Here is a 26,780-nt window from a genome sequence, read left to right as displayed (position 1 = left end):
GGTCTGCCTTTCTGGAGGGTGAAAACGCTATCGCCCGGTGTGCGAGCACCGCAAACGGACGGGGTCAGTCATCGAAGTCGCTCATCCAGTCCGGCTTCTTGCCGGGCGGAGCGGGCGCCTTCTCTTGCTGCTTGGGCGCCGGACGGGCGGGCGCGGCCGGGGCCGGACCGAAGTCCGTCTGCCATGTGGCCGGGGATGAAGGCTTCGCGGGAGGCGGCCGGGGCGCGGGCTTCGGTTGCAGCTGCGTGAGGCGCGGCTTCGCGCCGCCGGGTTTGCCATGCGCGCCGATGAAGTCCTGCATCCAGTCGCTGGAGCGCACCGGCGGCGTGGGCCGGCGCGGCGGGATGGACGCAGGCGGCGTGGGCGCGCGAGGCACCGTGGGGCGCATCACCGGCGTGCCCGGAGAAAGCGTGCCCGCGGACACATGGGCGCGCAGCGTGCGCTCCGTCTCCGTGGGCCAGCCCGGCAGGAGCGGCAGCACGCGGCGCGCGAGCTCCAGGAACTCGGGAGGCGGCGCTTCCCGGGGCACGCGCACGGTCTCGTCCTGGAGCCAGCCGGCGAGCTTCCCCACCAGCCCGCCCTTCGTGGGGCGCGGCGTGGCGATGTCGCCCTTCACCTCGTAGCCGCGCAGCTCCAGGTCCGCGATGGCCATCGCGCGGCTCGGCACGGGCAGCTCCAGCGAAGCGATGGCCTGGGGCCCCTGGTTCGTGTGCGCGTCGTCCTGGAGCTGGGTGAGCACCGCGTGCAGCATGCTCGCGACCTGCGCGCCGTTGGCGGCGTGGTGGGCCTGCAACTCCGCGGGCACGGCCGGGTAGGTGAGGACGAGCCCGCGCCCCTGCGCCAATTGATCCGCGCGGTCGCCCGGCAACAGCGCGTGGTACGCGCGGGGCGCGTCGCGGCTCTCCGCGTCCTTCACGTAGTGGAAGGCGTCCTGCGCGCCATGCGCGAAGCCCGCGAGCACGTCGCCCCGGGTGACGGTGAGCTGTCCGTTCACGCGCGTGACGGCGTTGCCCGGCCACGGGCCCGTGAGCGTGCCGTAGAGGTAGACGGGGTCGTTGAAGCCCTCCGTGTTGGACGGGTGCTCCACCACCTCCGGGGAGAAGAAGAACAGCTCCGTCGCGGCCAGGCGGCGCGGGGGTTTGCCGGAGGCGACCTCGTGGTGCGCGAGCTGCGTCTGCACGGACGCGGGCAGCCGCGCGCGCTCGCTGCCGGGGATGAGCTGGAGCTGGCCCACGACGTCGGTGCAGACGAGCCATTCGGCTTCGCCCAGGTACGCGGGCTCCAGCCGGAAGGCGTCCAGGACGTGGACGACCTCCGAGGCATCGCACGGCACGGGTTCGACCGGGCTGGCGGCGTGGGGAACGAAGTAGCGGGGCGGGCTCACGGAGGCCGCGACAGGCTGGCGCAAGCCGCTGGGGCAATCAAGTGTCGGGGCGGCATCCCCGGGTCCGCGCAACGGCGTGGATTCCATCGTTCGTTCCACGCCCCTTAAGGGGACAGGGCGTGGAGCGAAAGTGGGAGCAGGGCCTCAGGAGGGCTCGATGAAGTTGAGCCGGTAGCCGTCCGGGTCCGTGACGACGATTTCGCGGGTGTACCAGGGCTGCACCGTGGGGCCCTCCACGTGCGCGCCCAGCGCCGCCGCCTTCGCGGCCACCGCGTCCACACCGTCCGAGCCCGCGCGGAAGCCCACGAGCACGCCCATGCCCTTTCGTCCCTCCAGCTTCAGGTTTGGAGGAGGGCTCACGAGGTACACGTCCGACTCGCCGCCCCACTGGAGGCGGAGGATGGGAGGTTCCGACGCGATGCGTTCGAAGCCGAGGCCTTCATAGAAGCTCACGGAGGCCTGAGCATCCGTCACCAGCAGCTTCACGAACGACCGCATTGTCTGGGGCTTGTCCATGGGCGCGGCAGTCTGCCCGGAGCGATGGACGGGCGCCACGCACACGAGGGCCAATATCGGGCCCGGGACGGAAGTGACGTATCGTCGGGCGCGGATCCGGGTGGGACCGGGCTGAAGCGGCAAGGGGACGGATTCATGGGTGACGTGACACGGACGCGGCAGGGCCCTGGGGCCGTCGCCTATGACGACGTCAACGAGCTCATCGCCACCGCCACCCGGCTGATGCAGAAGGACGCCGCGCCGGACACGCTCACCCCGGACGACCTGCGGCGCATCGGCGAGGAGCTGGACATCCCCGCGCGCTACGTGGACCAGGCGCTGGAGGCGCTGGCCCGCCGCCGTGAGGAGCAGGCCCGCGAGGCCCAGGCCCGTGAGCGTCTGGCGCGTCAGCGCCGCGCGAGGCTCAAGCAGGGCGCGTGGGCGGGAGTGGCGCTCGCGGGCGTGCTGGCCGTGTCGGGGCTCGTCGTTCGCAATGGGCTCACCGCCTCGTTGGCGGAGGTGGCGCAGAAGCGGGCCCAGGTGCGCAACGTGTTGGAGCGTCGCGAGACCCTGCATGCGCGCTTGGATCAGCTCACGCCCGGTCTGAACCGCGACGCGGAGGTGGCGGGCGCGGACAACCGCGTGGCGGTGGAGCAGCGCCGCTATGACGAGCGCGCCTCGGCGTACAACGCCTCCGCCACTTCCTTCCCCACGAGCTGGGTGGTCCGCCTGAGCGGGCTGCCTGCTTCGCTGCCGTTGTCCTCGGAGGTCTCCTCATGGTGAAGACCGTCCTCCTGACGTTGCTGTTGCCAGCGCTGGCCCTGGCCGCGGTTCCCTCCATCACGCGGCCGGTGACGGATCAGCGGTGGATGCTGACCTCGCGGGAGATGGAAACGGTCTCCAGGGCCCTGGTGGACCTGCGCGCCACGAAGCAGGTGCAGATGGCGGTGCTGCTCGTGGACACCACGGACGGTCAGCCCATCGAGGACTACGCGGCGGCGGTCTTCCGGCAATGGAAGGGCGGTGCGGCGGGCCGGAACAATGGCGTGCTGCTCGTCATCGCGCGCGCGGACCGCCGCTCCCGGCTGGAGGTGGGCTACGGGATGGAGTCCTGGCTGACGGATGGCGAGGCGACGGCCCTGCTGCACGCGCAGGGACCACTTCTGCGCGAGGGCCGATTCGAACCGGCGCTGCTCGCCATCATCGCGGGCGTGGATGCGCAGGTGCTCGCGGGGGCGTTCGCGGGGGGCAGCGCCACGACACCGCCCTGGACCCCGGCGGAGTCGGCCTGGTTCCTCGTGGCGATCTTCCTCACGGCGTGCGCGATGGCGCGGTTGCTGCTCCAGGTCCAGGCTTCGGGCTTCCGGGGCTCGCGAGGGCTCACGATGGCGACGCTGCTGGTGGTGCTGCCGGCGGCCGCGCTCGTTTCCGTCGGGTGGTCCGGGCCCAGGTCCCCGCTGTTCATCCTCGTCGCGTATGTCGCGCTGATGGGGCTGTTCTTCTGGGGGTGGCGGTTGTTCCAGCGGCGGGAGCGTGCGGCGTGGGGACTGCTGCTGCTCCTCATGCCCATGGCGGCCCTCGCGTACAGCCAGCTGTGGTCGCATGACCCCGTCCTCGGACTGGGGGACTTCTTCCTCTGGGTGATGCTGGGCTCCCTCTTCTCGGTTCCCCTCCTGCTGCCCCTCAGCATGTTGGGCGTCCTCCTCTTCCAGAACGTGTTGTGGCCCTCGAGACCCCAGCGGGCCTGGCGTTCGAGCGGGAACGCGTCGTCGGACTGGAGCTCCAGCACCTCGTCCTCGGGCTACGACACCTTCTCCTCGTCGAGCTACGATTCCTCGTCGTCCTCCAGCAGCGACTCGTCCAGTTCGTCCTCGGACTGGGGCGGAGGCGGCGGAGACTTCGGCGGCGGCGGCGGCAGCGACTCCTGGTAGCCCCTGGCTGCCCGCCTGCCCACCAGCCGAGCGCCATCTCCACGTTGGGTCAACCCAGAACGGCATGTGGAGGCCCGTCGCCTGCCTGGAAGGTGCTCCCTACCTTGGGGGCATGAGGCCTGCGCGTAAGGGACTCCCGGTCTACGTACCGCCCCGGACGGTGTGGTCGGTCGGGGCCCAGGTGGTGTTGCTCGTGTTGCTAGGCACGGCGATGCAGAGCCTGGGGCCCGTGCTCACGCTGCTGGCTGCGGCGCTGCTGCTGGGACTGGCGGCGGAGCCCGTCGTGCGCCGGTTGCAGTCCTGGGGCCTGCGCCGGGGCCTGGGCGTGGCGCTCATCGCGCTGACGCTCTTGGGAGTCATCGGCCTGCTCATCCTCACGCTGGTGCCGCTGCTCGTGGAGCAGCTCCAGCACCTGGTGGAGGCGGCGCCGGTCTTCCTCACGGAGCTGACCCAGGCTCCCTGGGTGCGGAAGCTGGATGAGCACTTCGGTGTGCTGTCGCATCCGCAGGACGCGTTCAACGTGGAGCCTGGCGTGCTGGCCAGGCCGCTCATCACCGTGCTGTCGTCCACGGTGCAGTTGCTGGGCGCGGGCATCACCGTATTGGCGCTGGCCGTGTTCGGACTGCTCTTCGGGCACGACCTTTACGCGAGCATCCTGGGCTGGGTGCGGCCGCGCAGCCGTCCCCGTGTGCGGCGCGTGGTGGGCCGGATGCGCGAGGCGGTGGGCAACTACCTCGTCGGCACGCTGCTCATCGTCACGGTGGGCGGCGCCTTCACGGCCGGCATGTCGCTGGCGCTGGGCGTGCCGTACTTCCTACCGCTCGGCCTGGTGGCGATGGTGTTGGGGCTCATCCCGTACATCGGCAGCGTCATCACCGCGATACTGGTGAGCGTCACGACGCTGGCGTCGGTGGGCTCGAAGCGGGCGCTCCTCGCGCTGGCGCTGTTCATGGTCTACCAGCAGTTCGAGGCCCACCTGTTCAGCCCCCTGGTGCAGCGGCGCGCCATCAAGATGAACCCGCTGCTCATCTCACTGGTGGCGCTGGTGGGCGGCTCCGTCGCGGGGCTCTTGGGCGTCATCCTCGCGGTGCCGGCGGCGGCGGCGGGGCAGGTGTTGCTCACGGAGGTGCAGCGCGAGCGTCGCAAGACGTGGAAGCGCGAGAGTCGTCTGGCGGCGGCCCTGCCTTCCGGACTGGGGAACGCGGACGAGGCACTGTTGGCGGGTCCACTCGCGCCGCCGCGAAGTGAAGCGCGGCGTGCGCCCCCGGCCGACTCCGGGCATCCTGGGACGCCGCACTGAAGCAGCCTTTCTTCCCTAGAGCCCTCCATGACTTCCGACGAGAGTGTTTCGGCTTCACAGAAGCGCGTGGCGGCGGAGCGCGCGGTGGACTTCATCCAGCCGGGCATGGTGGTGGGGCTGGGAACGGGCAGCACGGCCGCGTACGCGGTGCGGCGGCTGGGCGCGCTGCTCTCCGCCGGGACGTTGAAGGACGTGGTGGGCGTCCCCACGTCACGCGCGACGGAGGCTCTGGCCGCGTCGCTGGGAGTGCCGCTCACCACATTGGATGTGCACCCGGTGGTGGACCTCACCATCGACGGCGCGGACGAGGTGGCCCCGGACCTGTCGCTCATCAAGGGCGGCGGTGGGGCGCTCCTGCGCGAGAAGGTGGTGGCTCAGGCGAGCCGCCGAGAAATCATCGTGGTGGACGCGGCGAAGCTGTCTCCCCGGCTGGGCACGAAGTGGCCGGTGCCGGTGGAGGTGCTTCCCTTCGGCTGGCGCTCGCAGGCGCTGTTCCTGGAGTCGCTGGGCGCGCGCGTGGTGGTGCGGCTCGCGCTGGACGGGGCGCCGTACCACACGGATCAGGGCAACGTGGTGCTGGACTGTGACTTCGGTCCCATTGGCGACCCGGTGGCGCTGGCCGCGAAGCTGGAGTCTCGCGCAGGGGTGATGGAGCACGGCCTGTTCCTGAACCTGGCCACCGACCTGTTGGTGGCCGGGCCGGAGGGCATCACCCACCGCGTCCGGGGCGCATGAGGCGCAGGGCGTCCTCGTCGGTGTCCACGTCCTCCTCTCCGCCGGGCAGTGGAACCTCCACGACGCGCGAAGGATCGCGAGCGATGAGCCCGCGTGCGCCGCCCGTGGGAGGCAGGGCCTCCAGCTCAGGGAAGAGGGCACGGGAGAAGAGGGCGGGGACGCCCCGGGTGCCCGCATAGGTGGACGCGACGATGGGGGCGCGCGTGCGCTCGAAGGTGGCGATGAGCGAGCGCAGGTGGGGCGCGTCCACGCGGAGTTGGTCGCAGAGCATCAGGAGGGCGCCGTCCACGTCCGGGGGAAGCGCCCGCAGGCCCGCGTGCAGTGACGAGCCCTGGCCCAGCGCCCAGTCCGGGTTGTCCACGCACCGCACGGCAAGCCCGTCCAGCTCCGCTGCGACGTCGTCACGCCGCGCGCCGAGTACCACGGCCACCACCGGGCTCGCGGCCAGGGCTCGCTCCGCCGCGCGCCGCACCAGTGACACGCCTTCGTGGCGCAGGAGCTGCTTGGGCTGTCCCAGCCGCGAAGAACCACCGGCGGCGAGCAGCACGATGGCGACGGTCATGCACGCCTCCGCGCGTGGGTGGGCGCATGCATCGTGCGCGTTCCGAGCATCCCGACGCCCAATGGTTCGGGTTGTCCCAGCCGCGAAGAACCTCTCGCAGACGCGCGGACGGGCGCATGCGCCGTGCGCGTTCCGAGCCCATCGGTCGCGTGCGTCTCGCTGATGCGGTCCCTCACGCCGACCTGCGCTCCGGTGCGATGGCATCCGCGTGGATGGGTGCCTGCCGTTCGCGCAGCCGTCCCCCGTCGCGTCCGGCCAGCACCGCCTGTACCTCCGCGATGATGGACAGGGCAATCTCGTCCGCGCCCTCCGCTCCCAGGTCCAACCCCATGGGCGCGTGCAGCTTCTCCAACTGATCGGTGGTCGGAGGCCGCGCCAGCTCCCGCAGGATGCGCTCCGTCCTCGCACGAGGCCCGAGCACTCCCAGGTAACGCACCGGCAGCGGCACCAGCCGCTCCAGCAGCTCCCTGTCCTGCGGCAGGCTGTGCGTCATCACCAGCACCACGCTGCGCGCGGACAGAGGCACCTTCTCCAGCACTTCGCTGGCCCGCGACGCGACATGCGCCTGGGCCCCAGGGAACCTGCGGCGCAGCAGCTCCACGGGCCGGTCCGCCACCACCGAGAGATGCCACCCCAACCCCTGCGCGCGCGACACCACGGGCGCGACGTCGAAGCCGCTGCCGAACACCACCACCGGCGGCGCTGGCTCCACCACCTCCACCAGCACCTCCGCGCCCTCGCACGCGCCGCTCCAGGGCACGCCGCGCGCCAACGTCTCCGTCGCCGCCGCGCGCACTGGCTCGAGCAGTGCGCCCTTGAGGTTTCCCTCCGACACGCCGTCCTCGCGCAACATCAGCCGCGAACCCACCGCGTCCTCGGGGCCCCGGTACACGGTGGCCACCACCGCGCGCAGCGACTGCTTGCGCGCCTCTGCCGCGAAGCCGAGCGCGTCACCCGGGCCGGGCTCCCAGCGCTCCAACAGGATGTCCACCACGCCGTTGCACCCGAGCGCGAACGACAGGCCGCCCTCGTCCTCCGCGGCGTCGCCCGTGGTGTCGTAGCGCAGCACTCGCGGCCCCGCCGACGTCCAGAAGAAGGCCTTGCGCACGAGGTCTCCCTCCAGACACCCGCCGCTCACCCCGCCCGCGAGCCAGCCGTCCGCGCCCATCAACATGCGGGCCCCCGGACGCCGATACGACGAACCGGACACCGCCACCACCGTCGCCAACACCACCGGACCGGAGGCGCGACCGCATGCCCGCAGCAGGTCATCGAGTTCCTTCATCGCCCACCCATCTAACCACCCACGCCCCATGCCCGGGCCGATTCCGCCCCGGACGGATGTGCACCGTCCGACGTCCGGTTCATGCCCGGCGCACGCAGGGCAACCCTCCGGCCGACCGCCCGTCCCCTACGTGACGCTGGCGGACAAGGCCTCCCGCCACGAACTTGAGCGGAGGACTTTTGATGGAGGCTCGGTGGAATCCAAAGCGCGACGGCATGACGCCCGACATCGCTTCCCCTTTGCTCATGGCACCGTGCGGGCCTGGCGCCCCAGCAAGGGGAGGGCGGCATGAAGATGCCCGAAGTGCTGGAACACCTGCCCGCCGTTGGACACCTGCTCGGACGCAAGCCGAGCGGGCAGGAGGACGTTTTGCCGAAGCGTGACCCCACCCTGACCCTGCCGGACTTCCAGGCCGTGCCGCTGCCCTCGAGCGAGCGCCGGCTGGGAGACGGCCGCACCTTCATCGTGCACCACCCCGCGCCGCGCGCGCCCCGGGGACCGGGCCTCACGGTGATGAGCTACAACATCCTCATGGGCGGCGAGCGTCAGGAGGCGCTGCTGGAGTACTTCACCCAACTGGAGGCCCAGGACCGCATGCCGGACGTCATCGGCCTGCAGGAGGCGGGCGTGCCCATGTCGGTGCTGCTCGCGTCCCGCTTCGGCTTCCACCTGGCGTACCAGGGCAGCGACGGCGACGACGGCACCCGGCTGGTGAACGGCAAGGCCTGGCTCAGCCGCCACCCCATCGTGGACGCCGCGCACTTCACCTACGTCCTCACCGAAGCCGAGCGCAATGAAGCCATCGCGCGCCAGGGCTACGCGGGAGAGCTGGTGGAGGACCGAGGCGTGCTGTGGCTGAAGCTCCACGTGGAGGGCCGCCCGCTCTACCTCTACAACCTGCACCACGCGCTGGGGGACTCGGCCATCAACGCCCTCAACCTGCGCCAGCTCAACTCGCTCCTGAGCCGCCGCGAGGGCGTCCCCGCCGTCGTGCTGGGCGACTTCAACGCCAACACCGCCATCAAGCGGGGCGGCTCCTGGCTGGTGGCGCACCTGCTGCACCCGAAGCAGGACAACGACACGGACACCATCGAGGAGTTCCGTCAGCGCTACGGCGACGACATGCACAACGTCACGGTGGGCGACCGCGGCGTGGGCAACATCTCGGACCCGCGCCTGCGCCACGAACTGCACACGATGGAGCAGGACCTGCCGGAGACGGTGTGTCACGCGACGACGGTGCGCGTGCGGCTGGCGGACCACTCGCTGACGACGCCCCACCACGCTCGTCAGGAGCTGAGCTCCGGCCAGATTCCCAAGCACAGCCCCGCGTGGTGGCGCCTGCAGGACATCGCGGATTGCGCCACGCTCACCTCGCACCCGGACAGCCACGGCGTGGTGCACGCCACCGGCAAGCGCTTCGACAACTTCTACGCGACGCGCTCCCTGGTCCCGGTCCTCTTCGAGGTGGACCGCTCCACCGAGTCCTCGGACCACCAGCCGGTGGTGGCCCACTACCGCTTCGGCGACGGACAGGTGAAGTCCCCGCCGCACCACTGACGTCCTGCCCCCGCTACGCGGCGAGGGCCGCGGAGCGGTGGCGCGCGAAGAGGTCCTTCACGTAGCGGCGCAGCAGGGCCGCGTCGATGTCCGGGCACTGGATGTCCGTGCCCGCCAGCGCGGCGCGGGTGTGGTCCGTGCGCACGCGCGGCGTGCGGTGGTGCAGCTCCAGCACCGTGCGGGTGCCGTGGTAGACCTTCTCCCGCAGGAACGCGACCAGCGGGAAGAGGGCGTTGTCCGGCCCCACCCGTCCCAGCTCGCGCAGCCACACCGCTGGCGCCACGCGGCGCACCGGGTGCCCGTGCACGCCCAGCATGTCGAAGAGGGCGTTGTGGCTCGGCTCCTGCTCGCGCTCCGGCGCCAGGTTGTACGTGCCGCCCGGGGCCTGGGTGAGCACCAGGTGCGCGGTGGCGCTGGCCACGTAGTCCACCGGCACCGGCAGCCAGTACTTGTCCGGCAGGTCCGGCGACATGCCCAGCTGCGCGTTGCCCACCAGCAGCCGGCACAGCATGTCGTCCGCGTTGCCGATGCCCGTGCGGCTGTGGCCCTGGATGAAGCCCGGCCGGTAGATGCTGACCGGCAGGCCGCTGTCGCGCGCGTCCATGGCGATCCGCTCCGCGACCCACTTGGCCCGCGTGTAGCCGTTCTCGTAGACCATCAGGTCCAACGAGCGCTCCAGCGCGAAGTCCTCGTCCACCTCCTCCAGGCCCAGCAGCGTGCCCACCGCGCCGTGGACGCTGAGCGAGGACACGTGGTGCAGGGGCTTCGCGCGGCCGTGCGCGCAGAAGGCCAGCACCTGCTGCGTGCCGGCGACGTTGGGCCGCCCCGCGTCCGCGTACGGCAGGATGTAGCTGATGCTCGCGGCCGAGTGCACCACCGCGTCGCACTGGAGCGCCAGGTCGTCATACACGGACGCTTCCAGTCCCAGCCGCGTCCGGGTGATGTCGCCCGCCACCGCCTGGATGCGCCCGTCGCGCCAGGGCAGGTGCACGCCGTACTTGCGAGCGGTGGCGCGAAGCCGCGCGCCCGCCTCCGCGTCGTCGCGCGCCCGCACCAGGCAGTGGATGCGCTCCACGCGGGGCGCCAGCGCGGCCAGCAGGTGGATGCCCAGGAACCCCGTCGCCCCCGTGAGCAGGAGCGTGCGCGGCGGCTGCTTGACGAGCGCGGGGGCCGTGAGCCGGGGCAGGGCGGCGGACCGCGCGTCGGTCAGCAGTGTGGCGCGCACGCTCTGGGGGCCCGCTTCGGCCGGAGCCGCGCCGGCCTCGCAGAAGGGCAGGAGCAGCTGGGGCGTGGGGTGCGAGTACACGCGGCGCGACGGCAGCGACACGCCGAAGTCCTCCTCCACCTGGGCCAGCACGTGCGCCACGCCCAGCGAGTCACCGCCCGCCTGGAAGAAGTGCGTGTTCGCCGTGACCGTGCCCGGGGCCGAGCCCAGGCCCCGCTCGAAGGCGCGGCACAGCCGGTCGATCGGAGTGGCGGGCGTTGAGAGCGCGGTGGGCTGCGCGGCGCGGGAATCGGACGCGGTGGCGCCCACCCAGTCCGCCGGGGGCGGCAGGGCCCCCCGGTCCACCTTGCCCAGGTGGGGCATGAGCGGCAGGCGCGGCAGCTCCACGAAGCGGTGCGGCACCATGTAGTCCGGCAGCACGACGCCCAGGTGCGCGCGCAGCGCTTCCAGCGACACCGTGTGGCCCTCCTGCACGCTGTGGTACGCCACCAGCAGGCCCGACGTCTGGCCCTGCACGTCCGTGTGCTCGAAGACCGTCACCGCCGCCTGCGCGACGCCCGGGTACGCGTACAGCGCCTGCTCGATGGCCTCCAGTTCGATGCGGAAGCCGCGCAGCTTCACCTGCTGATCCATCCGTCCCAGGAACACGAGCGCCCCATCCGCGCGGCGCACGGCCTCGTCACCGGTGCGGTACCACCGGGAGCCCTGGGCGTCCGTGGGGAAGCGCTCCCGCGTGCGCTCGGGCTGGTTGCGGTAGCCCTCCGCCACGCCCTCGCCGCCAATCCACACCTCGCCCGTCGCGCCTACCGCGACGTCCTGTCCGTCCGGCCCCACCACGCGCAGGTGCACGCCCGGCAGCGCCTGTCCAATGGGCACGGGCGACTCGCCGCCCTTCACCCGGTACGCGGTCGCGCAGACGGTCCCCTCCGTGGGGCCGTAGGCGTTGAAGACGCGGCGGCCGGACGCATGCCACCGCTCCGCGAGCGGCGCCGGGCAGCGCTCGCCCGCCATCACCACGCACGCCACATCCGGCAGCGTGTCCACGTGCGGCCCTAGCTGCCCCAGTACGGACGGCGGCAGGCACAGGTGTGTCACGCGCTGCTGGCGCAGGTACTCCGCCATGCGCCGGCCGGGCAGCAGGTCCTCGCGCGTGCCCTGCACCACGGCGCCGCCCGCGAACAGCGTGGGGAACACCTCCCACACGGACGCGTCGAAGTTGATGCTGGCGAACTGGAGGTGCCGCGTGTCCGGCCCCAGGCCCAACAGCGGCCCCACGCCGTGCACCAGGTTCACGAGCCCCCGGAACGTGCACACCACGCCCTTGGGCTCACCCGTGCTGCCAGAGGTGTAGATGAGGTACGCGGGCCGGTCCGGCGGCGCGTCGATGACGTCCGAGACGTCGATGTCCTCCGCGCCGTCCACCGCCGTCGCATCCGCCTCCAGGAAGGGCAGGGGAGTCCCCAACCACGTCTCCAGGAGCCCCACGGAGACGCGGTGCATTCGCTGTGTGACGACACCGCGCAGGCCCGCGTCGCGCAGGATGCGCAGGAGCCGCTCGTCGGGGAGGAAGGGATCCAACGGCACGTAGGCCGCGCCCGCCATCCAGATGCCCAGGATGGCCGGGATGACCTCCGGCCCGGGCACCACCATCAACCCCACGCGGTCTCCCGGCTGCACGTTCCACTCGGTCCGCAGCCTCCGCGCCACCCGGGCCGCCCGGCGCAACAGCTCCGGCTGCTTCAGCACCGTGGAGCCGAAGGCGATCTCCGCGGTCGGGGGAAGACGCAGCGTGGACGGAAGGGCCATGGTGCATTCCTTGGATGTGGTGACTCGCGCGCGGGTGCTTCGCGTTTGAAAATTCTAAAGACTGGCAGCGCTCGCGCAATACGTAGGAACCGCGCGGTGATACACGCGGAGTCTTGATTGCAACACACACGCTCGGGTCATCCATGCCCCCGTCTCCGTCAGGGGACTCCCGCACGCGGTGTATGTCATTCCTGTCTGGATATATCTTTGGAACACTGCGGGCGCGCACCGCCACGGCAGGGTGACGATGTCTGTCTTTTTCCCGTGGGGGTGTGCCGCCGCCGCGTGCGGGCCTTCAGCGGGTGGGTGCAACCTGATTCGTTGGGGTGGGTCCGCACCCCCTGTCGCGCTGGATGATTCAAGGGGGCTGGGCTGTAGTGGAGGACCGGATGCCTTCGCTACGACACGCCTTCCTGCTCAACGCCGTCCGCGAGCTTGGCCGCTCGGTGCCGGACATCGCCCACTCGCGCGCCTCCTGGGATGCGTGCCTGGAGCGGATCCGCGAGGTGTGCATCACGACGCTGGGCATGGAGTACGACACGCTCGCCCGCTTCGACGCGCGCTCCGTCGTCGGGCTCTTCGCCCACCCGGAGCAGGCGCGCATCCTCGCCCGGCTGGTGGATGAGCGGGCCCGCTTGTGCGAGGCCCACGGGCGCTACGCGGACGCGCTGGCGGACAGCGTCTTCGCGGGCCAGCTCCTCATGTGCTCGCGCGCCCGCTTCGGTCTGCCCCGGGATGCCCGCGCCGCGGACGTCCTGGAGCGCGAGGCAGGGACTCCCACGCCCCTGCCCCTGCCAGAAGAGTGACGTCGAGTGACGTCAGCCGGCCTTCACCTTCAGCACGACCTTGCCCACGGCCTGACGCGACTCCAGCTCGCGCAGCGCCTGCGCGCCGTCCTCGAAGGGGAAGACGCGGCCCACCACCGGATTGACGAAGCCCTTCGCCGCGAGCGCCTCCAGGTCCCTGGCGATTTCGCCCGGCAGCTCCGGCGCCTGCATCAGGAAGGCTCCCCACGCCACGCCCACCACGGAGACGTTGCGCAAGAGCAGCCGGTTCACCGCGACGGAGGGAATCTGGCCGCTGGCGAAGCCCACCACCAGGAGCCGCCCCTCCGGCGCCAGCACCTTGAGGCTCTTCTCGAAGACGTCGCCGCCCACGGGATCCACCACCACGTCCGCGCCCCGGCCGTCCGTGGCCTCGCGCACGCCGGCCTGGAAGTCCTTCAATAGAAGGACGACGTCCGCGCCCGCGCGCTTCGCCACCTCCTTCTTCCGCTCGTCGCTCACCACCGCCAGCACGCGCGCCCCGGCGCCCTTCGCCACCTGTACGGCCGCGGTGCCCACGCCGCCCGCCGCGCCGTGCACCACCACCGTCTCTCCCTGGCGCAGCTGCCCGCGCCGGTGCAGCGCGAAGTGCGCCGTGTGGTAGTTCATCACCACGCCCGCCGCCTGCTCGAAGCTCCACGCTTCCGGAATGGGGAAGGCCAGCTCCGGCGCCACCACGCAGGCCTCCGCGAAGCCGCCCAGGGTGAAGGAGAAGCCCATCACCCTGTCGCCGGGCTTCACCCGTGCCCCTGCCGGCGCGGCGCGCACCACGCCCGCCACCTCCACTCCCGGCACGAAGGGCACCTCCGGCTTCATCTGGTACTGGCCACGGGTGAGCAGCAGATCCGGGAAGCTCACCCCGGCCGCCACCACATCAATGAGGACCCCGTCTCCGGCCTCCGGCTCCGGGACCTCCACCATCGCCAGGCCCTCGGGTCCCTCCATCCGCTGAAGCTGCAACGCGCGCATGTGTGTCGCCTCCTTGAGAGCGGGACGCTAGCCCGCCTGCCCCGCCCCCAAAGCCCTCCTGGATGTCAACGGTGATGAAGGACCCACCCGGGTCGGGAATAAATGAGACGGCAATTTCTCCCCGTCGTTCACTCATTGCACGCATCCGCCGACAGACGCTTCAACCATGAAGTAACTGCCTTGCCGGTTTGAAGCTTCAACCCCGTTTTCGCCGGGCTGCGTGAGTTCCTCCGTCATTTCAAGCAGTTGCGAGATACTCTCGAAGTCTGAGAAGAGATGTAAAAGTAGAAATCTCGCCTGTACTTGAAATACGCGCCTCTCCTGTGGCACAGTGTTTCCTAATCTTTCCCCTTAGGAGGATTACATGTACGAGAAGCGAGTACGCGGCGCCCTGGGTGCCGCAGCCCTGTCCCTGATGGTTGGCGCTTGCACCGATGGCGCTCCTGCGGCGAACACCGAGGACGCCAACATCCAGAAGGCTTCCGCCAATCTGTCGGCGGGCCAGAAGGTCATCGCGGCGGACACCGACGCGGTCCCCACCTTCCTCACCGGTTCCTTCGGTTCCGTTCCCGCTCCCTCGGCCATCCAGGGCATCGCGGCCCAGCAGCAGCTGGCGCCGGTGCTCGCGGGCGTGGCTCCGCTGTTCCGCCTGAACCCGAACGACCTGTTCCTGAAGCGCGCCTACGTCGGCTTCGACGGTGACACCCACTACCGTTACGGCGTGACCCAGAACGGCATCCTGGTTCAGGACGCCGAGGTTCGCCTGCACGCGCGCAACGGCACCGTGTTCGCGGTGAACACCAACGCCCGCGGCGACCTGCAGGGCGAGCTGAAGGCCTCCATCGCGTCCGACGCGGCCATCTCCGCGGCGGTCGGTGATCGCGGCTCCCCGGAGCGCGCGGCCGCCAACGGCGAGCCCCAGCTGGTGTACCGCCGCTCGGGCAACGAGCTCATCCTCGCGTACGAAATTCGCGTCGTGGGCGAGCTGAAGGACTCCACCCCGGTGGATGACTCCGTGTACGTGAACGCCAAGACGGGCGACGTCTTCGAGCGCGTTCCGCACATCCACTCGGCGAAGAACCGCCAGGTGAATGACATGCAGCACCGCACGAACGTCCCCACGGGCGGCGTTCGGGCTCGGTGGGAGGGTGACGCGGCCCACGCCGACGTGGTGGTGAACAACAACTACAACCACCTGGGCACGGTCTACGACTGCTACCAGAACCTGTTCGGTCGCGACTCGATCGACAACGCCGGTGGCGTGCTGAAGAGCTTCGTCCACTACAGCAACAACTACGTCAACGCCTACTGGGACGGCACCCAGATGGTGTACGGCGATGGCGACGGCGTGAACGCCTCCAACCTGGCGAACTCGCTGGACGTGACGGCGCACGAGCTGACGCACGCCGTGACCGAGCACGAGTCCAACCTCACCTACTCCGGTGAGTCCGGCGGCCTGAACGAGTCCCTCTCGGACATCTTCGGCGCGGTGTGCGAGTGGTACGGCAAGGGCAAGGTCATCGACGACGGCACCTGGATCGTCGGCGACGACGTCTGGACCCCGAGCATCCCGGGTGACGGCCTGCGCTACATGAAGAACCCCACGCAGGACGGGGACTCGCTCGACTACTACCCGGACTACGGCTCGGGCGTGGACGTGCACTACAGCTCGGGTATCTCCAACCTGGCGTTCTACCTGATGTCCGAGGGTGGCACGCACCCGCGCGCCAAGACGACCCAGGTCGTCACCGGCATCGGCTTCGAGAAGGCCGCTCGCGTCTTCTACAAGATCAACGCCGACCTGCTGGTTGCGTCCTCCAACTTCGAGGCGGCGAAGACCGCCTCCGAGCAGGCCGCGACGCAGCTGGGCTTCACCGCGGCGGAGATCGCCTCGGTGGGCAACGCCTGGAAGGCCGTGGGCGTGGGCGTGCCCGTGCCTCCTCCGGTGACCACGCCGATCGAGAAGGGCGTGCCCGTGACGGGCATCAACGGCACCTCCGGCAGCAAGGTGTACTACTCGGTGACCATCCCCGAGGGCGCCACGGACGTGACCTTCACCCTGGCCGGTGGCACGGGTGACGCGGACCTCTACGTCCGCAAGAACAACGCCCCGACGGACTCCCTGTACGACTGCCGTCCGTACAAGTCTGGCAACGCGGAGACCTGCACCTTCGCCACCTCTGGCGCCAAGGGCATCTGGTACGTGATGATCAAGGGCTTCACCACCTACACGGGCACCAGCCTGTCCGTGACCTGGAAGGGTGGCTTCGAGGACATCGGCAACGAGACCCGCATCGAGGGCCTCTCCGGCGTGCCGGGCTCCACCCGCACCTTCATCATCGACGTGCCTGAGTACAAGAAGGACTCCGGCATCAACACGCTGTCCATCGCGCTGGGCGAGGGCGAGGGCAACGCCGACGTCTACGTGCAGGCCGCCGCCGCCCCGACGTTCACGTCCTACCTGGGCCGTGGCGTGAGGGAGAGCGCGACGGAGAGCGTCATCCTGCGCAACATCGCGGCGGGCAAGTACTACATCACGATCGTCGGTGTGCCGAGCCTGGTCGACACCGAGGTCGACGGCTACATCAACACCGTGTTCGCGGCCTCCTACAAGGTCAAGTAGTGCCTGAAGGTGTGGAGCGCGGCGAAGGTGCCGCGCTCCGCTCCTGAAACCCCGGGCTCCCGCTTCCTCGCGGGACCCGGGGTTCTTTTTTTGTCCCGCTTCAGTTCACCGCGTGCGCCGCGGTGGGGCCCAGGCGCATGGGCTGGGCGCGGCCGTAGGTGAGCGAGCGCCACAGCCACTCCACCGGGCCGAAGCGGAAGCGCGCCAGCCACCAGTGGCTGAAGGCCACCTGTCCCGCGAACAGCAGCAGGCTGAAGACCACCGTGAGCGACGGCGGCGTGCGGCCCACCAGTCCCAGGCCCCAGCCGTCATACAGCGCGATGCTGAGCACGGACTGCATGAGGTAGAGCGTCAGGGCCATGCGGCCCGCGGGGGTGAAGACGCCCAGCGCCTTGCGCCAGCGCTCCTTCTGGAAGAGCAGCGCGAAGGCCGCCGCGTAGCCCACGCCCAAAAAGAGGATGCCCACGTCCTTGGGGATGCGCATCCACACCAGCCACCCCGGCAGGCTCGTCACGCCCCGGTACGTGAGGTTGAGCGCCAGGACGACGAGCCCGATGACGCTGCCCACCCCCAGTCCCCAGACGGCCAGCTTCCGCAGCAGCGGACGGTGGCGCTCCACGTCCTGCAGCAGCCCTCGGCGCCCGGCCCACAGGCCCAGCAGGAAGCGGCCCAGGATGATGGACAGCAGCACCGGGCGGTTGGGGTTGGGGATGCTGGCCCAGCCGTAGGCCGCGTTGGCCTGCTGGCTGGTCACCACCGAGTCGCTGGAGAGGCCGGCGAAGAAGGCCGCGCGGCGCTCCGCGTCCTCCTCCCGCGTGGCCTTCTGGGCGCGCTCCGTCGCCGCCGCGCCGTCCAGCATCACCGGGAGCACCCGCTGCCCGATGGAGAAGACGGTGGGCACCACGAACAGGAACAGCGCCGCCCAGACGAGCACCGTCTTTTCGGAGCACTGGCGGAACGACAGCAGCAGGAAGCCCACCAGCGCGTAGGTGGTGAGGATGTCGCCCAGCCAGAGGGCGAACATGTGCACCAGGCCGATGCCCAACAGCACGAGCAGGCGGCGCCGGTACACCGGCACGATGGAGGTGCCCCGCCCTTCCGCGCGCGTCATCTGCAGCGCGAAGCCCAGGCCGAAGAGGAGGGTGAAGAGGGTGACGAACTTCTGCTCGATGAGCAGCGCGAAGAGCGAATTGACCGTGAGCTCCAGCGGCGACGCGGCCAGCGCCAGGGCCTGCTCTTTCGGCAGGAACAGCCGACCGTTGAACCAGTTCAGGCTGTTGGAGATGAAGACGCCCAGGAGCGCGAAGCCGCGCAGGGCGTCCAGGGCGTGGACGCGCTGCGCGCTTTCAATGGGACCGGCGGAAGGGGACTCGGACATGCCGGGCACTACATGCTGGCGCCCTCGGCAGCGTCAAATCACGCGCCCGCCCTGATACAGCGATACATCTCAGTGCGCCGCGCGCGCCTCGCCGGCGGGGGCCAGGCGCATGGGCTGGAGGCGGCCGTAGGTGAGCGAGCGCCACAGCCACTCCACTGGCCCGAAGCGGAAGCGCGCCAGCCACCAGTGACTGAAGGCGACCTGCGCCGCGAAGACGCCCAGGCACATGAGCACCGTGCGCGACGGCGGCGTGTGGCCCACCAGCCCCAGGCCCCAGCCGTCATACAGCGCGATGCTGATCACCGACTGCGTGAGGTAGAGCGTCAGCGCCATGCGGCCCGCGGGCGTGAGCACGCCCAGCACCTTGCGCCAGCGCTCCTTCTGGAAGAGCAGCGCGAAGGCCGCCGCGTACCCGCAGCCCATGAACAGGTAGCCCACCTCCCGCAGGGTGCGCATGCCCACCATCCACGGCGGCTGGCTGGTCTGTCCCCAGGGGCCGCCGGGGGCGCCCCGGCTCCTGAGATAGAGCACCAACGACACGGTGGCGACGGCGCTGCCCACGCCCAGCCCCCATGCCATCACCCGCACCAGCAGCTTGCGGTGGCGCTCCACGTCCTCCAGCAGCTTCTGGCGTCCGGTCCACAGGCCCAGCAGGAAGCGGCCCAGGATGATGCACAGCCAGATGGGACGCCCCGGGTTGGGCAGGTTCTGCCAGGCGAAGAGGGCGTTGGCCTTCTGCGACGTCAGCACGGACTCGCTGGACAGGCCGGTGAGGAACGCCGTGCGGTGCGCGGCCTCCAGGTCGCGCGTGGCCTTGGCGGCGGCTTCCGCGGCCTCCTTGCCGTGCAGCAGCTCCGGGCCAAAGCGCTGCGCGATGGACAGCGTGAGGGGCAGGACGACGAAGAGCACCGCCACCCAGGTGAGCACCGTCCTGTCCGAGCGCTGGCGGAACAACAGCAGCACGAAGCCCACCAGCGCGTAGGTGCTGAGGATGTCACCCACCCAGAGGGCGAACATGTGCACCAGGCCGATGCCCAGGAGCACGAGCAGCCGGCGCCGGTACACCGGCACGATGGAGGTGCCCCGCCCTTCCGCGCGCGTCATCTGCAGCGCGAAGCCCATTCCGAAGAGGAGGGAGAAGAGGGTGACGAACTTCTGGTCCACGAAGAAGGCGTAGAGCTGGCGGACCACCACTTCCAGCATGGGCGCGGCCAGTGCCTGTGCCTGTTCGTTCGGTAGCAGCGACCGGCCGCTGAACCAGCTCAGGCTGTTGGAGACGAAGACGCCCAGGAGCGCGAAGCCGCGCAGGGCGTCCAGCAGGTGCACGCGCTCGGAGAGCTCGACGGGGCCAGCGGAGGAGGGCTCGGGCATGGCGTGCAACTACACGCCCGAGGCTCCGCACCGTCAAACGCGTTGGGTGTGGCGCGGCCCGCGTCGAGGGGTGACTCGCGACGTCATGGCTGCGGGGCGGGCTTCTGAGGACCGGGAAGGACCTCGCGCAGGCAGCGCTCCAGGCCGCCCCGGTGGCGCCATTGCATGGGGTAGCCCAGGGACACCTCCTCGAAGCGCACGCCGTCGCGCCACAGCGTGGCCGGCATGTGCAAATGCCCCGTCACCACCACCTCCGCGCGGTAGCGCGTGTGCCAGTCCTCGGTGAGGCGCGTGCCGCACCAGATGGAGAAGCGCGGGATGCGCGGCAGCCGCACGTGCTCGTAGCGCAGCGGGTAGTGGTTGATGAGGATGGTGGAGCACTCCGGCGGCAGCCGCTCCAGCCGCGCGCGGGTGCGCTCCACGCGTGCGTGGCACCAGGCCTGACGGGTGGGGTAGGGCTCCGGATGCAGGAGCACCTCGTCCGTGCACATCAAGTCGTCCTCCCAGGCCCACTCCAGCGCCTTGTCCGCGGGCACGGTGTCCGGGCGGAAGGTGTAGTCGTAGCCCAGGAACATGGGGACGATGACGCGGGGCGGGCCCTCGCCGGGCCAGCGCGGATACGGGTCCTCCGGCGTGAGCGCGCCGTAGCGGTGGCACAGGTCCACCATGCGCAGGTAGCGCGCCTCGCCCTTCAGCGGAGGCTGCTCGGAGGGCATGGTCCACAGCTCGTGGTTGCCTGGCACCCAGACGACCTGGCGGAAGCGCGCGGTGAGCGTGCGCAGCATCAGCTCCATGTCCGCGAGCGTTTCGCCCACGTCGCCGCCGACGATGAGCCAGTCGTCCGGGCGTGGCGCGAGTGCCGCCAGCGCCTCGTGGTTCTCCTTGTGCCGCAGGTGCAGGTCGCTGATGGCGTAGAGCTTCATGGCGTGCTTGGGGGAGTCCCTACCTTAACGCTCCCCGCCGCGCACGCCATGGGAACGCCCGGCCGTCAGCTCAAGGAGGTCAGGAGCGCCAGCACCTGCTGCGGCGGCGCGGCGCGGTCCATCCAGGTGATGCCCTCCTCCCGCAGCCCGCGAGACGGGGGATGCGTGGTGTGCAGCGCGCACGCGGCGCGAGGATGCCGGGCGCGCACGCACGAGAGCAGGCACAGCCCGTCACCATCCGGCAGGCCGTAGCCGCACACCACCACGGACGGCGCCGCTTCCCCCATCAGCCGCTCCGCTTCGCGCACGCCCAGGGCGAAGCGCTTGTCTCCGGGCAGGTACCTGGAGAGCCGGCGCAGCGCGGCCAGCGCACGCGGATCCGCGTCCACGAAGAGGAAGCTGGGTGGGCTGGAGGACTCTCGCATGAAGGCAATGGGTGGTGCGGACGGGCTAGACGCAAGAGGTTGTGTCGCGAAAAGCCTACCCCGGAAGTTCTTGGAAGCCAACCTCTCAAGTCATATCGACATGGGCGAACCCGGTAGGTTAACGACCCCATGGAAAAGACCCTCGCATCCCGGCTCGGAGGCGCGGCCCGCGTCGCCCGCACTCGCCTGAACCTGACCCAGGCGGACGTGGCGGAGCGCATCGGCATCGCCAGTGAGGTCTACGGGCGCCTGGAGCGCGGCCACATGCTGCCCAGCATCCAGACCTTCCGCCGGTTGTGCGTGGTGCTGTCCATCTCCGCGGACGAGGCGCTGGGCCTGAAGCCGTCGCAGGACGTGAAGTGGGCCGCGGAGCCTCCGTCCGACTACGGCGAATCCGCGGAGCTGCGCCGGCTCCTGCGTCGCGCGAAGCAGTTGGATCGGGGCTCCGTCCGCATCCTCAGCGTGCTGGCCTCGCAGTTCAAACCCCGGGGCTGAAGGCGCTCCGGTGCTCAGCCGGCCTTCGCCGCGCCGTCCCATCGCGCGAGCCGTTCCCTCAGTTTCCGGACGGAGGGAAAGCCGTTGAAGAGCACCACCTGCGGGTGATCTTCCAGCACCTGCCGCTCCGCCGCTTCCTTCGCCAGCGCGCGGTCCACGCCCAGGAGCAGCCCCGCGTCCGGACGCGCGCGCAGCTCCGCCAGCCGGCGTGACAGCGGCGCCGCGTGCCACGGGTGGAACAGCTCCAGCGCGACCTCCTGGCGCGACTTCCGGTGGCGGAAGGTGAGGTCCGGCACGCACAGGCCAGCGGCGCCGGTGTGGCGGGGCAGGGGCGTCAGGTCCAGCTCCCAGGCCTCATCCTCGAAGCCTTCCGCCAGCGCGGCCACCTCCGGCGGCACGTGCCCCAGCGCGGCGGGCAGCGGGGACACCAGCGGATCCTCATGGGACAGCTGGAGCGTGGACTGCTTGCGCGCGTCCTCCAGCACCGCGGAGAGTTCCCAGCGCTCCAGGATGGGGACCACGGAGAGGAAGCTCGCGAGCTGCAGGCCGTACTTCTTCTGCAGGGACAGCATGGCGCCGGGGCCCTCCACCTCCAGGGCCCAGTCCTCGCCGTCGCGCCGCACCTCCGCCACCAGCCGGCAGAACTTCAACCAGCGCAACAGCTTGCGCACGCGCAGCAGCTCTGGCGATCGCGCGCGCAGGGTGAGGCGCCGGGCGTTGAGCAGCGGCCCCTGTGCGAGCGCCAGGTTGTAGCGGTCGAGCAACCCCTGCGGAGTGAGCGCTTCGCCGTCCCACCCGAGCAGCTTCCGGTTGCCGGGCAGGTCCGAGTAGAGCGCCTCGCGCGTGTCCGCCAGCGGCGCGTCCAGGGCCTCCGTGAGGCGCGCTTCGTAGGCCTCCAGCGTGGTGTCCGGCGGAAGGGTCCGCAGCACCTTCGTGCCCACGAGCAGCGTGCGCCAGCGCGCCTCCGTGGCGCCTTCGCCAGCCTCGTCGAAGATGAGCCGGTCGAGGAGCAGCTTCACCAGCCCGCGCGCGACCTTGGGACGGCTGAACGCTCCGGCCTTGAGGCTGAAGGCCTCTTCTACATCGTCGCGGCTCTGGCCCCGGAAGGACTCCGCGTCCGCGAGCAGCTCCTTCGCGAGCGCCTGGAGGGACGGGTCGTGGGTCTTCACGAAGGAAGGGCGCAGGATGCCTTCGCGCACGCGCGAGGCGAGCAGCTCACGCGTCAGCATGTGGACGTCTCCCTTGTGCGGCACGAGGTGGCGAGCCGCACTCCGCGCCTCGGGAACCCGCGAGGGGGACGGCCGTCATGCGCTGGCATCTGGCGATCCCTCCGGTTCCTGGTAGGCGAGCCGCACCCGTGCCTCGGGCATCCTCGAAGGGGACGGCCGTCATGCGCTGGCATCGGGCGATCCCTCCGGCTCCTGGTAGGCGCGATGTTGCCGACGCCGCTCGCTGATGCCGCTCTCCGCGGTCTGCGCGGAGCACACCTCGTACAAGAGAGCGCGCTTGCCGGGGCGTTTTCGCAGGATGCGGCCAAGGCGTTGGACGTGTTCGCGCACGCTGCCGCTGCCACTGAGCACCACGCCCACGCGCGCGTCCGGCACGTCCACGCCTTCGTTGAGCACTCGCGAGGTGAGCAGCACCGGCAGCTCCGCGCTGGCGAACGCGGCCAGCAGCGCCTTGCGCTCCGGCAGCGGCGTGTGGTGCGTGAGCGCGGGCAGGAGCAGTTTGCGCGCCAGCGTGTAGACCGTCTCGTTGTCGTCCGTGAAGACGATGACGCGGTCCTCGCGGTGCTCCAGCAATATCTTCCAGAGCGCATCCAGCTTGCCGCTGGAGGTGAGCGCGATGCGGCGCTGCTCCCGGTAGCCCCGGTACGCCGCGCGTCCCTCGTCGCTCCGCTGGCTCTGCGCCAGGAAGCGCGCCCAACCCTCCGGTGACGCGAGCGGCACGCCGAGCTTGCGCACGAACGTGATGTAGCGGCCTCGCGCCTCGTCGTAGCGAGTCTTCTCGTCGGGTGTGAGCGGCACCTCGATGCGGCGGACCTCGTAGGGCGCCAGGTACTGGCCCTGGAGCTCGTCGATGCCGGTGCGGTGCACCAGCGGGCCCAGGAGCTCCTCGCACACGCGCTCGCCGCCGTCCGCGCGCTCCAGTGTCGCGGTGAGTCCCAGCCGGTAGGGCGCGAGCGTCCCCTCCGCGATGAAGCGGTAGCTGGGCGCGGGCAGGTGGTGGCACTCGTCGCAGATGAGCAGGCCGAAGCGGTTGCCCGTGAACTCCATCTGCATCGCCGCGGAGTCGTACGTCGTCACCGTGAGCGTCTGACGGTCGTTGACGCCGCCGCCCACCATGCCCACCGGGGTGGCGAAGTGCTTCGCCAGCACGCCCTGCCACTGCGCCATCAAATCCAACGTGGGCACCACCACCAGCGTGGGACGTTTCACCCACGCGATGGCCAGCACCGCCAGCAGCGTCTTGCCCGCGCCGGTGGGCAGCTCCACCAGCCCCCGGCCTCCCGCGCGCGTCCAGGCGTCCAGCGCCGCGCGCTGATGCGGAAACGGCTCGATGGGCACCGCGAGGGGCAGTTCCGCCGGCTCGAAGCGCTTCGCTCGGTCCTCGTAGGGCAGCCCGCATTCGCGCAGGCGCAGGACGACGTCGCGGTAGTGCAGCGCGGGCGCGCGGAAGACGCCCGTGCGCGCGTCCTTCTGGAAGAGCGCGTGCAGACGCTCGTCGTCGGGCAGCGTCGGGGCCACCAGCGTGCCGCTGTCGTAGTGCAGCTCGGTGAGGGGGGAGGGCAGGGGCTCGATGGCGGACGCTCGGGACTCTGGGGGAACCGACGTGGGGGGAGACTCGCGCGGGATGGGAAGTAGCGGGTTGGGAGGCGCGCCGCCACTCTGGCCCGCATGGCCGGAAGAAGCCACGGGCGCGGACGATTGGCTGCCTGGCGGCACGGCGTGCCTTCTGGACGCGGGGCGGATTGCTTTGAGGGGGGCTCGGGCGTTACCTGCTCCACCCATGCCCTGGATCCGCCTCGCCACTGGTCGCCCTGTACCGCCCTCGGGTGGGAGTCCCGCATCCTTCCAGGCGTTGGCCCGCTGATGCGGATCCTCGTCGTCAGCCCGCATGCGGCGTCCCGTGCGCTGCTCAGCCGCTTCCTGGACTCGGAGCCGGACGTGGAGGTGTCCGCCACGGGCGAGCCCGATGACGCCTTCGCCTCCATCGCGGAGCACACGCCCGCGCTGGTGGTGGTGGACCTGCGCCGTCCGGACGAGGACCACCCGCTGTTCCTGGGACTCTTGCGCAAGCGACACCCGTCGCTGCCGGTCATCTCGCTGGTGCCCGGCCGGCTGCGCATCTTCGACGGCCGCTCCGAGCGCGTGCGCGAAGCCCACGGAGACACCGCGGAGGCGTTGCACCACCTGATGGGGTCGGTGCTCCAGGCCACGCGCGACCTGCTGGCCCAGCACCTGCTGCGGATGTTGCGCCCGCCGGTGGGACGGGCCTGAGCCACCGCTCGACTACAGGCGCAGCCGGTAGCCCAGGGCGGCGAGCACCGCGCCCGCGTTCACGTCGCCGGTGGTGAGGAAGTCCACCGGAGCGAAGTGGAACTTCGCCTCCAGGAAGGCGCCGCCCGGACCCAGCGGCAGCTCCGCGCCCGCGAGCGCCTGGAAGCCCAGCCCGCCGCCGCTCTCCGACGTGGTGCTGTCGAACGACTCCACCGTCGCGCGGTGCAGATACAGGCCAGGGCCCGCGCCCACGTAGGGCGTGAGCGGACCGAGCGCGCGGGGGAAGCGGAACACGGCGGACAGCTGGATGGCCACCTCGCGCTCGGCGAGCGTGTACGGCGCTTCGATGGGCTGGCCCAGGTTGTCCAGCTGGGGCCCGCGCAGCGTCCCGGTCGTGGAGGGCCGGTGGTAGTTCACCTCCAGCACCAGCGCGAGGCGCCGCTGGAGGAAGGGCGTGAGGTAGCCCACCTCGCCGCCCAGGAAGAGGTCGCCGCCGAGCGACGTGACGGGCTTGATGAAGCCCACCTTGGGCGCGATGAAGAGAGGGCCTCCGTTGTCCTTCTTGGAGGAAGGGGCGGCGGCCAGCGCCGCGGCCGCGAGCAGGGCGAGGGCGTTCATGGGGACACGGTGAAGCCGGAGGACGCGGGGAGGGTTCCGAAGGCACCGCTGGGGTCCGCGACGATGAACCCGTAGGTGCCGGGCACGATGCCGCCGGGACACGAGGGATCCGTGACGGGCCGCGAGTCGAAGCCCGAGCAGTTCGGCACGGTGGCCCGGAGCTGCGACGAGGAGACGAAGGTCACGTCGTACAGCGGGATGTTCACCGTCTGGCTGGGATCCGTCTTCACGGGCGCGACGAGGTATACGTCGTGGGTGCCGGGCGTCGTGAAGGGCCTCGACGCGCCAGACGCGGTGTTGGTGAGGGTGATGACCGTGTCGCTCTTCGCGGGGCCGCTCGCGGGCGACACGGAGAGGGCGCCCAGCCTCGGATAGGTGATGGTGAGCGCCTGGGGACGCGTGACGGAGCAGCCCTCGGGGTTGGTGAGGGTGAGCGCGTAGGTGCCTTCCGGTGTCGCGGGAGGCACTTCGGTTTCGATGCGCGTGTCGGAGACGATGGTGAGGGTGAAGAGGGGCTGATCCTCTTCGCCCTGCCGCTGAAGGACGATGAGCGGCAACGCGTCCGAGCGGAAGCCGCTGCCTTCGATGACGAGAGGGCTGGCGGCGTTGTAGCGGAAGCCGTCGGGCGCGGTGAGGCTCGTGATTTCCGGCGGCGGCACGACGCGCAGGGCGTCCTCGAGCTCGGAGGTGCCGCCGAGGGGGTTCGTCACGGAGACCGAATAGGCGCCGGGCGGGAGCGTGTTCGACGGCGTGCTGTCGCGGGTGGGCAGGTCCATCCGCATGAGCTCGGTGCGCGCGAAGAAGAGGTGGTCCGCGGGGAGCGTGTAGTCGGTCGGGCCGCTCAGTGAGACCAGAGGCAGCTCCACGGACGGCGTGTCGGTGAGCGCGTCGCGAGGCACGGGGATGAAGCGGCTGCCGATGAGCTCCAGGCGCCATCCTTCCGTGCCGCCACCGGCGTTGCAGACGCGCGCGGGGGTGATGAGCCGCTGCCGCGGATTGATGAGTCCCTCGAGCTTCGGGGTGGTGCCTTCGGTCGATTCAGAGCAGGCGACCAGGCTGAGCAGTGCGGCGGCGACCGGAAGGCGCACGGGTTCCTCCATCATCCCGTCAACAAGGCTGTCACACGTTAGGCCGGGGCCCCGGAGGGTCAGGAGTTTTTTCCGGCTCCGAGCCCGCAGCCCGGCTCGTTCTGCGGGGCTGATTGACGCAAACGACTGATATTTCAGGGGAATATCTCGCAAAGGAGCGTCGGCACGGCGAATGCTTAAGTACCCCGGCAGCAGGGACGGGCAGCACGGCGGGGGGACGGAGTCGGTGGGGGGGAAGCCGCACTGCTTCAGGGGGAACAGGGCGGGACGGGGCAGCAAGGGC

The 26,780-nt window shown here is 70.7% G+C and carries 23 protein-coding genes; 9 read left to right on the top strand and 14 right to left on the bottom strand.

What is annotated here, in order from left to right; translation table 11 throughout:
• Positions 1 to 64: 64 nt before the first annotated feature.
• On the bottom strand, positions 65 to 1,408 hold the full coding sequence (locus tag D7Y04_RS31870; RefSeq protein ID WP_233601661.1) for a hypothetical protein: 1,344 nt from the start codon (positions 1,406 to 1,408) through the stop codon (positions 65 to 67).
• A 120-nt stretch (positions 1,409 to 1,528) separates the two neighbouring features.
• Positions 1,529 to 1,882, bottom strand: coding sequence for a VOC family protein (locus D7Y04_RS31865; RefSeq protein WP_233601660.1), 354 nt, complete (start codon positions 1,880 to 1,882; stop codon positions 1,529 to 1,531).
• 153 nt (positions 1,883 to 2,035) lie between these two features.
• On the opposite strand from D7Y04_RS31865, the gene D7Y04_RS31860 reads away from it, so the two are divergent.
• The 4 genes from D7Y04_RS31860 to rpiA all read left to right on the top strand — a co-directional run bounded on the left by D7Y04_RS31860 (position 2,036) and on the right by rpiA (position 5,845).
• Positions 2,036 to 2,662, top strand: coding sequence for a hypothetical protein (locus tag D7Y04_RS31860; protein ID WP_121761708.1), 627 nt, complete (start codon positions 2,036 to 2,038; stop codon positions 2,660 to 2,662).
• Positions 2,656 to 3,810, top strand: coding sequence for a YgcG family protein (locus D7Y04_RS31855; protein WP_120596722.1), 1,155 nt, complete (start codon positions 2,656 to 2,658; stop codon positions 3,808 to 3,810). Before D7Y04_RS31860 ends, D7Y04_RS31855 begins: the two co-directional genes overlap by 7 nt.
• A gap of 112 nt (positions 3,811 to 3,922) precedes the next feature.
• A complete protein-coding gene (locus tag D7Y04_RS31850) occupies positions 3,923 to 5,110 on the top strand; it encodes an AI-2E family transporter (protein WP_121761707.1) in 1,188 nt (395 codons plus the stop codon).
• A 27-nt stretch (positions 5,111 to 5,137) separates the two neighbouring features.
• Positions 5,138 to 5,845 carry a ribose-5-phosphate isomerase RpiA gene (gene rpiA, locus D7Y04_RS31845; protein WP_121761706.1) on the top strand — a complete coding sequence of 236 codons (708 nt, stop codon included), beginning with the start codon at positions 5,138 to 5,140 and terminating at the stop codon, positions 5,843 to 5,845.
• Here the strand turns inward: rpiA and D7Y04_RS31840 are convergent.
• Both D7Y04_RS31840 and D7Y04_RS31835 read right to left on the bottom strand, forming a co-directional pair.
• Complete coding sequence (locus tag D7Y04_RS31840; protein ID WP_121761705.1) at positions 5,820 to 6,407, bottom strand: NTP transferase domain-containing protein; 588 nt, start codon at positions 6,405 to 6,407, stop codon at positions 5,820 to 5,822. The two genes, rpiA and D7Y04_RS31840, sit on opposite strands and share 26 nt — an antisense overlap.
• 172 nt (positions 6,408 to 6,579) lie before the next feature.
• Positions 6,580 to 7,692 (bottom strand): XdhC family protein, encoded by a 1,113-nt coding sequence (locus D7Y04_RS31835; RefSeq protein ID WP_121761704.1) that lies wholly within the window; start codon positions 7,690 to 7,692, stop codon positions 6,580 to 6,582.
• Positions 7,693 to 7,980: 288 nt separating this feature from the next.
• Here D7Y04_RS31835 and D7Y04_RS31830 point away from each other — a divergent pair, with 288 nt between their 5' ends.
• Positions 7,981 to 9,252: an endonuclease/exonuclease/phosphatase family protein gene (locus tag D7Y04_RS31830; protein WP_121761703.1), complete on the top strand. Its 1,272-nt coding sequence runs from the start codon at positions 7,981 to 7,983 to the stop codon at positions 9,250 to 9,252.
• 13 nt (positions 9,253 to 9,265) lie between these two features.
• On the opposite strand, the gene D7Y04_RS31825 is transcribed toward D7Y04_RS31830, so the two are convergent.
• Positions 9,266 to 12,283 (bottom strand): amino acid adenylation domain-containing protein, encoded by a 3,018-nt coding sequence (locus D7Y04_RS31825; protein WP_121761702.1) that lies wholly within the window; start codon positions 12,281 to 12,283, stop codon positions 9,266 to 9,268.
• Between the two features lie 389 nt (positions 12,284 to 12,672).
• On the opposite strand from D7Y04_RS31825, the gene D7Y04_RS31820 reads away from it, so the two are divergent.
• Positions 12,673 to 13,089, top strand: a complete 417-nt coding sequence (locus D7Y04_RS31820) for a hypothetical protein (RefSeq protein WP_120596708.1) — start codon at positions 12,673 to 12,675, stop codon at positions 13,087 to 13,089.
• Positions 13,090 to 13,101: 12 nt separating this feature from the next.
• Here the strand turns inward: D7Y04_RS31820 and D7Y04_RS31815 are convergent, their stop codons facing one another.
• A complete protein-coding gene (locus D7Y04_RS31815; protein ID WP_121761701.1) occupies positions 13,102 to 14,076 on the bottom strand; it encodes an NADPH:quinone oxidoreductase family protein in 975 nt (324 codons plus the stop codon).
• Positions 14,077 to 14,440: 364 nt separating this feature from the next.
• Here D7Y04_RS31815 and D7Y04_RS31810 point away from each other — a divergent pair, with 364 nt between their 5' ends.
• Positions 14,441 to 16,699 (top strand): M4 family metallopeptidase, encoded by a 2,259-nt coding sequence (locus tag D7Y04_RS31810; protein WP_121761700.1) that lies wholly within the window; start codon positions 14,441 to 14,443, stop codon positions 16,697 to 16,699.
• 100 nt (positions 16,700 to 16,799) lie between these two features.
• On the opposite strand, the gene D7Y04_RS31805 is transcribed toward D7Y04_RS31810, so the two are convergent.
• The 4 genes from D7Y04_RS31805 to D7Y04_RS31790 all read right to left on the bottom strand — a co-directional run bounded on the left by D7Y04_RS31805 (position 16,800) and on the right by D7Y04_RS31790 (position 20,796).
• A complete protein-coding gene (locus tag D7Y04_RS31805) occupies positions 16,800 to 18,077 on the bottom strand; it encodes a DUF418 domain-containing protein (RefSeq protein ID WP_121761699.1) in 1,278 nt (425 codons plus the stop codon).
• Between the two features lie 69 nt (positions 18,078 to 18,146).
• Entirely contained in the window at positions 18,147 to 19,448 is a 1,302-nt protein-coding gene (locus D7Y04_RS31800; protein WP_121761698.1) for a DUF418 domain-containing protein, read from the bottom strand.
• An 83-nt stretch (positions 19,449 to 19,531) separates the two neighbouring features.
• The gene (locus D7Y04_RS31795) at positions 19,532 to 20,371 is read right to left on the bottom strand and encodes a metallophosphoesterase (protein WP_121761697.1); all 840 of its coding nucleotides are present in this window, start codon (positions 20,369 to 20,371) and stop codon (positions 19,532 to 19,534) included.
• A 65-nt stretch (positions 20,372 to 20,436) separates the two neighbouring features.
• The gene (locus D7Y04_RS31790; RefSeq protein WP_121761696.1) at positions 20,437 to 20,796 is read right to left on the bottom strand and encodes a response regulator transcription factor; all 360 of its coding nucleotides are present in this window, start codon (positions 20,794 to 20,796) and stop codon (positions 20,437 to 20,439) included.
• 129 nt (positions 20,797 to 20,925) lie between these two features.
• On the opposite strand from D7Y04_RS31790, the gene D7Y04_RS31785 reads away from it, so the two are divergent.
• Entirely contained in the window at positions 20,926 to 21,291 is a 366-nt protein-coding gene (locus D7Y04_RS31785) for a helix-turn-helix transcriptional regulator (RefSeq protein WP_121761695.1), read from the top strand.
• 14 nt (positions 21,292 to 21,305) lie between these two features.
• Here the strand turns inward: D7Y04_RS31785 and D7Y04_RS31780 are convergent, their stop codons facing one another.
• Positions 21,306 to 22,520: a DUF790 family protein gene (locus D7Y04_RS31780; protein ID WP_121761694.1), complete on the bottom strand. Its 1,215-nt coding sequence runs from the start codon at positions 22,518 to 22,520 to the stop codon at positions 21,306 to 21,308.
• 159 nt (positions 22,521 to 22,679) lie between these two features.
• A complete protein-coding gene (locus tag D7Y04_RS31775) occupies positions 22,680 to 24,083 on the bottom strand; it encodes a DEAD/DEAH box helicase (RefSeq protein WP_121761910.1) in 1,404 nt (467 codons plus the stop codon).
• 297 nt (positions 24,084 to 24,380) lie between these two features.
• Here D7Y04_RS31775 and D7Y04_RS31770 point away from each other — a divergent pair, with 297 nt between their 5' ends.
• Positions 24,381 to 24,791, top strand: coding sequence for a response regulator (locus D7Y04_RS31770; protein ID WP_120577307.1), 411 nt, complete (start codon positions 24,381 to 24,383; stop codon positions 24,789 to 24,791).
• Between the two features lie 12 nt (positions 24,792 to 24,803).
• Here D7Y04_RS31770 and D7Y04_RS31765 read toward each other — a convergent pair whose 3' ends face one another.
• Positions 24,804 to 25,409 carry an outer membrane beta-barrel protein gene (locus D7Y04_RS31765; protein WP_120600312.1) on the bottom strand — a complete coding sequence of 202 codons (606 nt, stop codon included), beginning with the start codon at positions 25,407 to 25,409 and terminating at the stop codon, positions 24,804 to 24,806.
• Positions 25,406 to 26,497 carry a hypothetical protein gene (locus D7Y04_RS31760; RefSeq protein WP_147477228.1) on the bottom strand — a complete coding sequence of 364 codons (1,092 nt, stop codon included), beginning with the start codon at positions 26,495 to 26,497 and terminating at the stop codon, positions 25,406 to 25,408. Before D7Y04_RS31760 ends, D7Y04_RS31765 begins: the two co-directional genes overlap by 4 nt.
• Between the last annotated feature and the right edge of the window lie 283 nt (positions 26,498 to 26,780).

Source organism: Corallococcus sp. AB038B, assembly GCF_003668955.1.
GTDB classification, from domain to species: domain Bacteria; phylum Myxococcota; class Myxococcia; order Myxococcales; family Myxococcaceae; genus Corallococcus; species Corallococcus exiguus.
This window is presented reverse-complemented; position numbering and strand designations above follow the sequence as displayed.

What these genes read in the sequence shown, in the direction of transcription:
- D7Y04_RS31865 (WP_233601660.1), bottom strand. Translation starts at nt 1,882, where the DNA reads ATGCGGTCGTTCGTGAAGCTGCTGGTGACGGATGCTCAGGCCTCCGTG.
- D7Y04_RS31860 (WP_121761708.1), top strand. Translation starts at nt 2,036, where the DNA reads ATGGGTGACGTGACACGGACGCGGCAGGGCCCTGGGGCCGTCGCCTAT.
- D7Y04_RS31855 (WP_120596722.1), top strand. Translation starts at nt 2,656, where the DNA reads ATGGTGAAGACCGTCCTCCTGACGTTGCTGTTGCCAGCGCTGGCCCTG.
- D7Y04_RS31850 (WP_121761707.1), top strand. Translation starts at nt 3,923, where the DNA reads ATGAGGCCTGCGCGTAAGGGACTCCCGGTCTACGTACCGCCCCGGACG.
- rpiA (WP_121761706.1), top strand. Translation starts at nt 5,138, where the DNA reads ATGACTTCCGACGAGAGTGTTTCGGCTTCACAGAAGCGCGTGGCGGCG.
- D7Y04_RS31840 (WP_121761705.1), bottom strand. Translation starts at nt 6,407, where the DNA reads ATGACCGTCGCCATCGTGCTGCTCGCCGCCGGTGGTTCTTCGCGGCTG.
- D7Y04_RS31835 (WP_121761704.1), bottom strand. Translation starts at nt 7,692, where the DNA reads ATGAAGGAACTCGATGACCTGCTGCGGGCATGCGGTCGCGCCTCCGGT.
- D7Y04_RS31830 (WP_121761703.1), top strand. Translation starts at nt 7,981, where the DNA reads ATGAAGATGCCCGAAGTGCTGGAACACCTGCCCGCCGTTGGACACCTG.
- D7Y04_RS31825 (WP_121761702.1), bottom strand. Translation starts at nt 12,283, where the DNA reads ATGGCCCTTCCGTCCACGCTGCGTCTTCCCCCGACCGCGGAGATCGCC.
- D7Y04_RS31820 (WP_120596708.1), top strand. Translation starts at nt 12,673, where the DNA reads ATGCCTTCGCTACGACACGCCTTCCTGCTCAACGCCGTCCGCGAGCTT.
- D7Y04_RS31815 (WP_121761701.1), bottom strand. Translation starts at nt 14,076, where the DNA reads ATGCGCGCGTTGCAGCTTCAGCGGATGGAGGGACCCGAGGGCCTGGCG.
- D7Y04_RS31810 (WP_121761700.1), top strand. Translation starts at nt 14,441, where the DNA reads ATGTACGAGAAGCGAGTACGCGGCGCCCTGGGTGCCGCAGCCCTGTCC.
- D7Y04_RS31805 (WP_121761699.1), bottom strand. Translation starts at nt 18,077, where the DNA reads ATGTCCGAGTCCCCTTCCGCCGGTCCCATTGAAAGCGCGCAGCGCGTC.
- D7Y04_RS31800 (WP_121761698.1), bottom strand. Translation starts at nt 19,448, where the DNA reads ATGCCCGAGCCCTCCTCCGCTGGCCCCGTCGAGCTCTCCGAGCGCGTG.
- D7Y04_RS31795 (WP_121761697.1), bottom strand. Translation starts at nt 20,371, where the DNA reads ATGAAGCTCTACGCCATCAGCGACCTGCACCTGCGGCACAAGGAGAAC.
- D7Y04_RS31790 (WP_121761696.1), bottom strand. Translation starts at nt 20,796, where the DNA reads ATGCGAGAGTCCTCCAGCCCACCCAGCTTCCTCTTCGTGGACGCGGAT.
- D7Y04_RS31785 (WP_121761695.1), top strand. Translation starts at nt 20,926, where the DNA reads ATGGAAAAGACCCTCGCATCCCGGCTCGGAGGCGCGGCCCGCGTCGCC.
- D7Y04_RS31780 (WP_121761694.1), bottom strand. Translation starts at nt 22,520, where the DNA reads ATGCTGACGCGTGAGCTGCTCGCCTCGCGCGTGCGCGAAGGCATCCTG.
- D7Y04_RS31765 (WP_120600312.1), bottom strand. Translation starts at nt 25,409, where the DNA reads ATGAACGCCCTCGCCCTGCTCGCGGCCGCGGCGCTGGCCGCCGCCCCT.